The organism is Actinoplanes sp. TFC3, assembly GCF_001553785.1.
Lineage (GTDB): Bacteria > Actinomycetota > Actinomycetes > Mycobacteriales > Micromonosporaceae > Actinoplanes.
Window position 1 is genome coordinate 3,209,063 of the sequence record NZ_LOJP01000001.1, and the last position, 10,347, is coordinate 3,219,409.

The following is a 10,347-nucleotide window of genomic DNA, read 5'->3' on the forward strand; positions in this document are numbered from 1 at the left end:
CATCCTGCTTCCCATGATTGACGCTATGCGAAAGGGCGTGCGCGCCCCCGGTCGATGACCGCCCCGGCGCGGCGCAAGTCCGCCGCTGCCCTGCTCGACCACTGGCATCAGGCCGCCGACATCCGGCGTGAATGGCTCGAGGTGGGATCGTCCACCGAGCCGTCCAACCGTCAGGCCGCCGAAGCCGTTCTCACCCGCCTGTACGCCCGGCACGGCCGCGGTCGCCCCGAGTTCCGCTGGGTCGCCTCGCCGCGCGAAGGCCTGCCGTACGCCACCGCGATCCCCAGCCACGAGGATCTGCACCGGTGGCGCCAACCCCGTCAACCGGCCGGTCGGCCTCCCCTGGCGGTGGACCTCGCGGCGGGCTGGTCGGCGATGATGGCCGCGCTCGACGACTGCGCCGAATACCCCGGCGTCAAGGCGCCGAAAAAGGAAACCCGGGAGTGGCCGGTGCTGCCCCCGGCCCAGGCTTTGGAGTTCGGGGTCCCGCTGCGCGTGGTGCTGCGCCGCGAGGTCCGCGACCATCTGTGGACCAAACTGATGCAGGAGCAGGCCTTACCGGTACGGTCCCAGCTCGGCCCGCCCGCCCGGTTACCGATCTGCTGGTACGGACGGCACGACGCCTCCTGGATCGCCCACTACGACGTGCTGCGCCGCCTGGGCCTGGCCGCCTACCCACCCCGGCACGCGGCGCGGCTGGACGACTGGGCCTTGCTGGCCCGCTCGACCGGCTGGTGGTGGCCCGATGAGCACCACTGCGTGATGGTCGAGCGGGCCACCCCCGTTACCTGAAAACCCGTGTCGCTTCAGAACATCTGCGGAGCTTGCTGACGGGTGGCCGCGTTGAGCCGGTTGAAGAAGTTCGTCGTGGCCACCCACAGCACGATCGCCGCCAGCTGCTCCTCACCGAAATGTTTCGCGGCGGCGGCCCACACCTCATCGCTGACGGCGTCGCAGCGGTCGGCCAGCCGGGTCGCCGCCTCGGCCAGCTCCAGCGCGGCGCGCTCGGCGTCGCTGAAGTACGGCGTCTCGCGCCACGCGGCTACCGACCACAGCCGCTCGTCGGACTCGCCGTTCTTCTTCATCGCGCGCCCGCCGAGGTCGACGCACACGCTGCACCCGTTGATCTGGCTTGCCCGCAGGTGCACCAGATCAAGCACAGCATCCGGTACGCCCGTGGAGTGCGCCGCCTTGTGCAACAACCCGATCGCCTTGGTGGTGTCGCCCATCAATGCCTCGGGAAAACCGATCCGTGCGTGCATCGCCGTCTCCTGTCTCGCTGGGTTCACCGCTATGACCCGGCAGACGCGCGTGATGTGACAGGAGTTCCGCTCATCACCGGCTGCTCCGGAACGCTGGCTTCCCCGGGAGCGGGGCGGGCACCGGTGCGGGCGGCTCCCACCCCGGCGCTGACCACCAGCACGATCCCGGCCACCCCGGCCCAGCCCGGCACCTGGTGCAGCAGCAGCAGACCGATCAGCAGCGCATAACCCGGTTCCAGGGCCATCAGCGTGCCGAATGCCGCGGTGGTCAAGCGGCGCAGCGCCAAAAACTCCAGCGCGAACGGGATCAGCGGCAGCAAGATTGCCAGGCCGAGCCCGATCAGCAGCAGCTCACCGGTCAGCCGCGGGACGGTCACCGGCCCGGCGATCACGGTCGCGGTCAGCCCGGCCACCGCCATGGACACCGCGAGCCCGGACATCCCCGGAACCTGGTCGCCGACGCGCTGGGTGAGCAGGATGTACGCCGCCCAGCACACCGCCGCCCCGAGCGCGTAAGCCGCGCCGATCGGGTCGATGCCGCCCTGCCACGGTTCGGTGAGCAGCAGCACCCCGCCCGCGGCCAGCACCGGCCACACCCGCGCACCCCGGCCACCACGGGCCACCGCCACACCGAGCGGGCCGAGGAACTCCAGGGCGCTGGCCGTACCCAGTGGCAGCCGGGCGATCGCGCTCATGAACAGCATCGTGATCCCGGCGGTGACCACGCCCAGCGCCACTGCACTGAGCAAGCCGGGCCGGCTGAACGTGCGCAGCCGCGGCCGGATCAGCAGCAGCATCAGCACACCGCCCCAGGCCAGGCGCAGCCACGCCGCGCCGGGGGCACCGAGGTCGTCGATCAGCTGCACCGCGGCGGCCAGGCCGAGCTGGGCAAGCACCATCGAGAGCAGGGCGAACATCGTTCCGGTACGAACCATGCGCCCATTCAACGACCCGGCAACTGTTCGCGTCCACGTGACAACTGTGGACGTACCGTTCGATGATGATGAACAATGGTGGCATGGACCCGCGCCGCCTGCGTCTTCTCGCCGAGCTCGCGCGGCTCGGCTCGATGCGGGCCGTCGCCGATGAGCTGCACATCACCACCTCGACGGTGTCGCAGCAGCTCGCCGTGCTGGCCCAGGAAGCCGGCGCCGAACTGATCGAACCCGCCGGGCGCCGGGTGCGGCTCACCCCCGCCGGACACCGGCTCGCCGGGCACGCGGTCACCATCCTGGCCGCCCTGCAAGCCGCGCGGAGCGACCTCGACCCGGCAGCCGAGCCGGCCGGGTCGCTGCGGGTTGCCGGGTTCGCCTCCGCGGTGCGCCGGGCGCTGCTGCCGATCACCGCCACGCTGGTCCGCGAGCATCCCCGGGTGCGGCTGCTGATCGCCGAGCACGAACTCGTCGAGGCGTTCGAGCTGCTGGTCGCCGACGCTGCCGACCTGGCCCTGGTCTACGACTACAACCTGGCCCCGGCCGCGTTCGACCCGGCGGTCGAGGCGGTCTCATTGTGGGAGACGCCATGGGCTTTGGGCGTACCGGAAGAATCAGCGGCTGACGGTTTTGCCGATGTGCGCGACTCGGACTGGATCGTGAACTCGCGTAACACCGCCGACGAGGATGTGGTGCGCACGGTGGCGTCACTGGAGGGTTTTCAGCCGCGGGTGACGCATCGGGCCGACAGCCTGGGTCTGGTACGCGACATGATTGTGGCCGGGCTCGGGGTGGCCCTGCTGCCGGCGGACGGGATGGTGTGGCCGGGGGTGCGCCTGGTGCCGCTGCGCGACCCGGAAGTGCGCTTGCGCAGCTACGCCGTGCACCGGCGCGGGCGCAATGCCTGGCCCGCGCTGGCGCTGGTGCTCACGCTGCTCGCTGACCTGACCGCCGCAGCTTGACCGTGCCGTCGACGCGATGCCCCGGCCGGCCGTCCGGCCCGTTCTGCAGCCGGTCGTGGGTGTCGCTGCGCAGCACCTGCCACTCGTCCGGGTTCAGGTGCAGGTCGTCGATCAGCCCGCCCGGCAGCGGGAACCGCATTGTCTCGTCGCTGTGGTGGCCCCCGAAATCCTGGTGGCTTTCGATCAGCAGCACCCCACCCGGATTCACCGCCGCAGCCGCCCGGCGCAGAATGGCCTCGCGCGGAAAGTCGCCCATCGAATACAGGAATTGCGACGTGACCAGATCATAGGTGCCCCCGGGAAAGGTGCGGGTCAGATCGTGGCGCTGAAGAACAATGGACACCCCGGCGTCCTGGGCGTGCCCGGCGGCTTTGGCCAGGGCCACCCCGGAAATGTCGACCGCGGTCACGGTCCAGCCCTTCAGCGCCAGCCACACGGCGTCCGCGCCCTCACCGCAGCCCAGTTCCAGCGCGGTGCCCGGCGTCAGATCCGCCACCTCACCAACGAACGCCACATTCGGCTCGCCACTGAAGATCCGTTCGGACTCGGCGTACCGCGCATCCCATGAAGCTTCATCATGCATGCCCACCAGCATGCGGTTCCGGGCGCCTTTCCCGGTCCTGCCGTTGCCGTATCGGCAAGTCCCAGGCTTCCCGGGAGACCCCGCGCCCGGCGAAGGTCGTGCCGAGCACCACGCTGTGGTGGTCCGACGGGGAGATCTGCGTGGCTTGAAGCTGCGCTACTGGGTGCCTACCGCTGGTTGATGCGCGCGGGACTGCGCAGCGGGCTTTGACGCGGTCTTGTCCGGGGACGGGCGGCTCAACCGGCGCGGCGGCGGGCTCGGCGGGCGGCGAGTTCGTCGCCGGCGGCTGGTTCGGCGGGGACGGGGACGGTGCCGTTGCCCACGGGCTGCGGCGCGGCTGCCGGTTCGGCGGGCAGGTGGGACAGGGAGCCCTGGATCTCCTTGAAAGCGCCGCCGATGGCGATGCCGAACACGCCCTGACCGCCCTGCAGCAGGTCCACGACCTCTTCGGGTGAGCGGCACTCGTACACGGTGGTGCCGTCGGAGATCAGCGTGATGCCGGCCAGATCCTCGACCCCCCGCGAGCGCAGCGTCTCGATGGCCTTGCGGATGTTCTGCAACGACACCCCGGCGTCCAGCAGCCGCTTGACGACCTTCAGAACAACCAGGTCACGGAAGGAGTAGAGGCGCTGCGTGCCCGAGCCCGACGCGTCGCGGATGCTCGGCACCACCAGCGTGGTCCGGGCCCAGTAGTCGAGCTGGCGGTAGCTGATGCCGACCGCCTGGCATGCGGTCACCCCGCGATAGCCGACCTCGCCGTCCTCGCCGACGAGAGGACCCTCCTGAGGTTCTGAGTCGTGCACGCGACTACCTCCCCGCTGCGCGGTGCCGCTTCACCTTGACCTTGCGAGCCTATAACTCAGCGGTCCCCGAAACAGGGAGGTAATGCTGCGACACGCCGCGTACGGAGGACCGCCCGCGTCGATGTTTCCCGCCCCGGCACTGGGTTCCAGCCCGCAAAACCCCTCGACGCCGTGGCTCAGCCCGCGAAGTCCTCGGGCCGCACCTGGTCGAGGAACTCGCGGAACTTCTCGACCTCGTCCTCCTGCTCGTCCGGGATGACGATGCCCGCCTCGGTCAGCACCTGCTCGGCGCAGCGGATGGGCGCGCCCACCCGCAGGGCCAGGGCGATCGAGTCGCTCGGGCGCGCCGAGACGCGCAGGTTGTCGCCGATCAGCAGGTCGGCGTAGAACACGTTCTCCTTGAGTTCCGTGATCTCCACCGCCTTCAGCGGCGCCTGCAACGCCGTCAGAATGTCCCGCAGCAGATCATGGGTCAACGGCCGGGCCGGCTTCACGCCCTGCTGCTCGTACGCAATGGCGGTCGCCTCCACCGCGCCGATCCAGATGGGCAGGTAACGATCGCCGTCGACCTCCCTGAGCAGGACGATCGGCTGGTTGCTGGGCAGCTCCACCCGAACCCCGACCACGCTCAGCTCGCGCACCGCCGCCTCCGTGTCGCACGTCGTAGCCGCCCCGTCGAACGTCGCCGGCCACAGCGCGGCCGCGACGATCGTCAGGCTTGATTACCGCCCTATCCTGCACCGTACACGGGGCCCCGGGGGCGAGCGCCACACGAGGTCCGTGTCCGATCCCACTGCGCTTACCCTGTCATCAGGCCGCAAACCGCCCGAATTTCGCTGCTCACAGCCCCGCCGGCGGCAAACCGGCCCTGCTCACAACTCCCCCGGCGGCAACCCCGCCTTGTCCTGCGCCCACCGTTCAGCGCTGGGCGTAACAACCCGGCCGGGCTACCGGCCGAGCGTGTCGCGCAGGCCTGCCCGCACCAGCGCCGCATGCAGCCGCTGTGACAGCGCTTGCAGCTCGCGCGCCGTCTCCGAGGCCCGCGCCCGCGCCGCCGGGTCCTGCTGGCGCACCAGCGGCGCCAGCAACTGGGTGAACAACCCCAGCTCGCGGTCGGCTCCGGCGCGGAAGGCGCGCAGGTGACGTACCTCCAGGCCGTATTTCTGCAGGCCCACCACCGCCTCGACGATCACCACCGCGTCGCCGTCGTACCAGCCGGGCGGGCGGGAGGTGACCAGGCCGATGCGTTCGAGTTCGCTGAGCAGTTGCTCGGCCGCACCGGTGCGTTCCATCAGGTCGTCGCGCGACACCCGGGTGTCGGCCGTGGTGTCGGCCGACACCTCCGGTTCCGAGCCCACCGCGACCAGCGACGGGCGTTGCCGGGCCAGCGGGTCGTCGCCGCGTTCGAGGGCTTCGAGCTGCTCGCGGATGACCCGCAGCGGCAGGTACTGATCGCGTTGCGCGGTCAGTACGAACCGCAGGCGGGCCACGTCGTTCCACGAGTACTTGCGGTAGCCGGACGCGGTGCGCTGCGGGTCGACCAGCCCCTCGGCCTCCAGGAAGCGGAGCTTGGAGATGGTCGTGTCGGGGAACTCGGTGCGCAGCTGGGCCAGCACCTCCCCGATGCTCATCAGCGCAGCATCACGACCCGGGCGTGACCTCGGGTCGTGCGCGGCCGCCCCCGCCGGGTTCACGCCCCGCCGCCCTCGCCCTCCGGCCGCGGGCCGGCGATGAACACGAGGCGGAACTTGCCGATCTGCACCTCGTCACCGTTGCTGAGGGTGGCGGACTCGACCCGCTCCCGGTTGACGTACGTCCCGTTGAGCGAGCCGACGTCGCGCACGGTGAAAGTGCCACCGTCGCGGTGGAACTCGGCGTGGCGGCGCGAAACCGTCACGTCGTCGAGGAAGATGTCGCTGTCGGGGTGCCGGCCGCTCGTGGTCACGTCATGGTCCAGCAGGAACCGGGCCCCGGCGTTGGGACCGCGACGCACCACCAGCAGGGCCATGCCCGGCGGCAGCGAGCCCGACATGCGGCTCGGCACGACGTCGGTCTCCGGCCCCTCGAGCACCTCGTCGAGCGCTCCGAGGTTCAGCGTGGACGTGACGTCGAGCGGGGGGAACTCGTCGTCTGGGCGCGTCATGGACCACCTCACGGATCTTTTTCGGTCGCCGCCACACGGCGTGGGCTAGCGAACCGGACGTTCGGGTCCGGTGCGCGTTCCCCCCGCCGCCGCTGCCCGTGGGCCCGGCTGCACGACTATGGGTTTCGAAGTAATAACAGTTCTACAGATGTCCCGCGAGCCTAGTCAGCACGCAAAAGCCGGGCAACCGGACGCGCGGGCGAGCCGCAGGCGGATCAGCCTTCGGTCAATGCCTGGTACGCCGCGGCGTCCAGCAGAGCGTCCAGCGCCGCCGGGTCGTCCGGGGCGATCTCGACGAGCCAACCGGCCGCGTACGGCTCGGCGTTGACCAGCTCCGGCTCGTCGCCCAGGGTGGCGTTGCGCGCCACCACAGTGCCCGCGACCGGCGCGTAGATCTCCGAGACGCTCTTGGTCGACTCGATCTCGCCGAGCTGGTCGCCCGCCTGCACCGCGGTGCCCTCGTCGGGTAGCTGCACGTAGACGATGTCACCGAGCGCGTCCTGCGCGAAGTGGGTGATGCCCACCCGCACCGGGCCGGTTCCGTCGCCGGACACCCACTCGTGCTCGGCGGTGTACCGCAGATCCTCGGGAATCACTCGTTCCTCCGTTGAGTTGCGCGCCTGGTCAGGAGACCGGACGCGCGTACTGCAGGCTGGCTGACTGGCGCACCGCGGTCACCTCGACCGTGCTGCGCTGCTCCATGGTCACGTTACCGCCGGCCTGGCTCACCGACGCGACCACCCCACCGGGGATCTGCAGCGCCGTCTGCATGGTGGCCGGCACCCCGATGACCCAGAGCGTGTATGGACCGCTGAGCTGCTTACCGTCGACGATGATCTCGCCACCGTCGGCGTCGACGAAATACGAGGAGGCCACGAGCCGCACGGCCACCCCGTTGTTGCCGACCAGCTCCATCACCTCACCCCCGGCCCCGCGCAGCTCCTGCACGGCGTTCAGGATGGCGGACGCCTTGATCGGCTGGCCGGCGGGGTCGATGGAGATCTTCAGCCCCGGCCCGTGCGCGGGCAGCGTGCCGGAGAGCAGGCCCAGCTCGTCGGCCCGCTTGTCGGCCTCGGCCTGCGCGGCCTGGCGCCCGGCCACCCCGGAGGTGAGCTGGCGCTGGCTCTCCTCAAGCTGGTTGATCTCCTGCTGCAGACGCTGATCGCGGGCCTCGAGGTCGGAAAGAATCCGCACGAGGTCCTCCTGGCGGGCCGAGGCGAGCCCCGAATCGGCATCGTTGCTGCGCAGCTGCACGACCAGGGTGAAGCCGAACAGCGCCAGCAGCAACCCGATCAGGGCGCCGGCCGAGGTGAGCTTGCGCTTGCGGGTGAGCTCCGGACGTACCGGATCGCCGGGAGGCTTCTGATCGTTGCCGGTCATTGCCCTAGGCCCGGAACAGGTGCCGGCGGATCGCCGCGACGTTGCCGAAGATGCGCACCCCGAGCACCACGACCACGCCGGTGGACAACTGACCGCCCACGCCGAGTTGATCGCCGAGATAGACGATGAGAGCGGCCACGACAACATTGGCGATGAACGAGACGACAAACTGCTTGTCGTCAAAAATGCCGTCCAGCTTGGCGCGCACACCACCGAAAACGGCGTCCAGGGCCGCCACAACGGCGATGGGAAGGTACGGCTGCAGCGCCGGCGGCACGGTGGGGTGAAAGACGATGCCCAGCACGGCACCGGCAATCAGGGCGACTACGGGAATCATCTGCCGCCTTCCGACGGTGAGGAGGTTGGTCTGACGGAAGCCTGCGGCGACGGACTCGCCTGACGCAGATTCGGTTCGGTGGCCGCCTCCACTGTCACATCCCCGATCCGGGCAACATCGAACGACATCCCGAATTGCGAGTTCAAAGCCCGGAAAAACTTCCCGGTCACCCCGTCGCGGAACTCCCGCTGCAAGGCATCGGGGCCGATAGCCACAATCTGGTAGGGCGACGTGACCGGCCGGAAATCAACAAGAATGGCTTCCCCGGCCTGCCGGATGGTCGAGGTGGCAGTGAGCCGCTGGCCGTTGATCGCAACAGCCTCGGCCCCGCCCGCCCACAAGGCATTGGTGGCCCGCTGCAAATCGGTGTCCCGAACCCGGCCCTCGGTGCTGCGCTCCCCGGTAACCGGATCAATAGGCGAAGGACCGTCACCCACAGTCACCCGGGTCCCCGGCCCCCGTGCCGGTGCCAGCCCGGTCTGGGCCTCGGCCTCCTGCAGCTCAGCCAGGGCGGCCCCACCGAGCTGTTGTTCGCGCAACCTCGCCACCTCGGACCGCAACTGATCAGCCCGCGCGGAAAGATCGGTCGTGTTCTCCCGCCGGCTCTGCACCTGCTCGATCAACGTGTCCCGTGCCTGCGTGCGCGCCGGCTCATCGGCAACGGTCTGCTGATAAGCCACCACAAGCAAGAATCCCAGAGCCACAAGCGTCAAAGCACTGACCCCGCTCAAAATCTTCTTCGGTACGCCCACAGCACCGTTCCCGGCCGCCTTGCGCGCCGCGGCGTCCGCGTAGCCAGGGTCGAGGGGGTTGCGGAAAAGCTCGGTGAGGAAGTCGGGGGTGAAGGTGCGCTGCGGTTTGGCCTCGCCGTCAGGGTTGGGAGGCTGGGCTCGCGGAGGCGGTGCCGGGTCTTCGGACGCCGGCGCTGGTTCGGGCGCGGCCGCTTGTTCCATGGCTGCCGGCGGTTCCGTGACTGCCGCTTGTCCGGGCTCGTCTGCCGGCGTGGGTTCTTCCGTCGGCGTCTCAGGGGCGGCTGCGGGCGTCTCGGACGTTTCCTGCGCTACGGGCGCTGACGTTTCGGCGGCTGCCTCTGCCGGTTCCGCCTCAACATCCTTGGGCCGCGACTCCTCGCGCTCCCCCGAGCCGCCCTGGGCCGAACTCATCCCGCGACAGCCTCGCGTGACGACAGCGTCCGGTCAGCGCGCAGCAACGCGCGGGTCTGCGCAAGGTAGAGCACGGCCGCCGCCCAGTACAGCCCGAGCGCCCACCACGCCAGCGCCCACCCCAACGGCAGAGCCACAGCATCGATTGACGGTACGGCCTCGGCCAGCAGCAGCACCGGGAACGCGGCCAGCAGCACGAACGTGCCGGTCTTGCCGACATAGTGGACCGGCGGCGGCCCGTACCCGTGCCGGCGCAGCACCAGCAGCGCCACGCCCAGGACCAGCTCGCGCAGCAGCAGGGCGGTCGTCAGCCACCACGGCACGACTTCGCGCAGCGTGAACCCGATCAGCGTAGCCAGAATGTACAACCGGTCCGCGAACGGGTCGAGCAGTTCCCCGAGCCGGCTCACCGAGTTCATCCGGCGGGCCACATAGCCGTCCACCCAGTCGGTGGTGCCGCCCACCGCGAGCACGATCACGGCCGCAACATCATGGTGCGGACCGAGCAGAAGATAAAGAAAAAGGGGTACGCCCAGAAGCCGCACAAAGCTGATCACATTGGGAATGGTCCAAATGCGGTTGGTGACCATTGCGGGCGCAGACTGCTCCACCACGGTGCCCCCTCTCCCCGAACCACCACGGGACCCCACCCGCAGACGTGCCACCCACCGGCCCGGAGCCACCATGCAGCCGCTGTCCCCCCGGATAGCAGCCCGGCCCCGCCCAGTCACTTCGCCGAGCCACTATATCCAGCCCCGCACCAACCCCCCATCACCCCGTAC

At 70.0% G+C, this 10,347-nt stretch carries 14 protein-coding genes; 2 read left to right on the forward strand and 12 right to left on the reverse strand.

Annotated elements, in window-relative coordinates:
• The first annotated feature begins 54 nt into the window (after positions 1-54).
• Complete coding sequence (locus TFC3_RS14345; RefSeq protein WP_067499937.1) at positions 55-792, forward strand: hypothetical protein; 738 nt, start codon at positions 55-57, stop codon at positions 790-792.
• Between the two features lie 14 nt (positions 793-806).
• Here TFC3_RS14345 and TFC3_RS14350 read toward each other — a convergent pair whose 3' ends face one another.
• Both TFC3_RS14350 and TFC3_RS14355 read right to left on the reverse strand, forming a co-directional pair.
• Positions 807-1,262 carry a carboxymuconolactone decarboxylase family protein gene (locus TFC3_RS14350; RefSeq protein WP_067499939.1) on the reverse strand — a complete coding sequence of 152 codons (456 nt, stop codon included), beginning with the start codon at positions 1,260-1,262 and terminating at the stop codon, positions 807-809.
• A gap of 29 nt (positions 1,263-1,291) precedes the next feature.
• Positions 1,292-2,197: a DMT family transporter gene (locus TFC3_RS14355; RefSeq protein WP_067499943.1), complete on the reverse strand. Its 906-nt coding sequence runs from the start codon at positions 2,195-2,197 to the stop codon at positions 1,292-1,294.
• Positions 2,198-2,262: 65 nt separating this feature from the next.
• On the opposite strand from TFC3_RS14355, the gene TFC3_RS14360 reads away from it, so the two are divergent.
• On the forward strand, positions 2,263-3,156 hold the full coding sequence (locus TFC3_RS14360; protein WP_236718124.1) for a LysR family transcriptional regulator: 894 nt from the start codon (positions 2,263-2,265) through the stop codon (positions 3,154-3,156).
• On the opposite strand, the gene TFC3_RS14365 is transcribed toward TFC3_RS14360, so the two are convergent.
• The 10 genes from TFC3_RS14365 to TFC3_RS14410 form a co-directional block, all read right to left on the reverse strand.
• Positions 3,122-3,739: a bifunctional 2-polyprenyl-6-hydroxyphenol methylase/3-demethylubiquinol 3-O-methyltransferase UbiG gene (locus TFC3_RS14365; RefSeq protein ID WP_082772444.1), complete on the reverse strand. Its 618-nt coding sequence runs from the start codon at positions 3,737-3,739 to the stop codon at positions 3,122-3,124. The two genes, TFC3_RS14360 and TFC3_RS14365, sit on opposite strands and share 35 nt — an antisense overlap.
• A 236-nt stretch (positions 3,740-3,975) precedes the next feature.
• Entirely contained in the window at positions 3,976-4,542 is a 567-nt protein-coding gene (locus tag TFC3_RS14370) for a MerR family transcriptional regulator (RefSeq protein WP_067499950.1), read from the reverse strand.
• A 176-nt stretch (positions 4,543-4,718) separates the two neighbouring features.
• Positions 4,719-5,183, reverse strand: a complete 465-nt coding sequence (locus tag TFC3_RS14375) for a bifunctional nuclease family protein (protein WP_067499954.1) — start codon at positions 5,181-5,183, stop codon at positions 4,719-4,721.
• A gap of 306 nt (positions 5,184-5,489) precedes the next feature.
• On the reverse strand, positions 5,490-6,173 hold the full coding sequence (locus tag TFC3_RS14380) for a MerR family transcriptional regulator (protein WP_067499955.1): 684 nt from the start codon (positions 6,171-6,173) through the stop codon (positions 5,490-5,492).
• A 59-nt stretch (positions 6,174-6,232) separates the two neighbouring features.
• On the reverse strand, positions 6,233-6,685 hold the full coding sequence (locus tag TFC3_RS14385) for an FHA domain-containing protein (RefSeq protein ID WP_067499957.1): 453 nt from the start codon (positions 6,683-6,685) through the stop codon (positions 6,233-6,235).
• Positions 6,686-6,900: 215 nt separating this feature from the next.
• Positions 6,901-7,281: a glycine cleavage system protein GcvH gene (gene gcvH / locus TFC3_RS14390; protein WP_067499962.1), complete on the reverse strand. Its 381-nt coding sequence runs from the start codon at positions 7,279-7,281 to the stop codon at positions 6,901-6,903.
• Between the two features lie 28 nt (positions 7,282-7,309).
• Positions 7,310-8,065 carry a DUF881 domain-containing protein gene (locus tag TFC3_RS14395; RefSeq protein ID WP_067499963.1) on the reverse strand — a complete coding sequence of 252 codons (756 nt, stop codon included), beginning with the start codon at positions 8,063-8,065 and terminating at the stop codon, positions 7,310-7,312.
• 4 nt (positions 8,066-8,069) lie between these two features.
• Complete coding sequence (locus tag TFC3_RS14400) at positions 8,070-8,402, reverse strand: small basic family protein (RefSeq protein ID WP_067499965.1); 333 nt, start codon at positions 8,400-8,402, stop codon at positions 8,070-8,072.
• The gene (locus TFC3_RS14405) at positions 8,399-9,355 is read right to left on the reverse strand and encodes a DUF881 domain-containing protein (protein WP_082772049.1); all 957 of its coding nucleotides are present in this window, start codon (positions 9,353-9,355) and stop codon (positions 8,399-8,401) included. The genes TFC3_RS14400 and TFC3_RS14405 overlap by 4 nt, the downstream gene beginning before the upstream one ends.
• Positions 9,356-9,561: 206 nt before the next feature.
• The gene (locus TFC3_RS14410; RefSeq protein WP_067499972.1) at positions 9,562-10,155 is read right to left on the reverse strand and encodes a CDP-alcohol phosphatidyltransferase family protein; all 594 of its coding nucleotides are present in this window, start codon (positions 10,153-10,155) and stop codon (positions 9,562-9,564) included.
• Positions 10,156-10,347 lie beyond the last annotated feature (192 nt).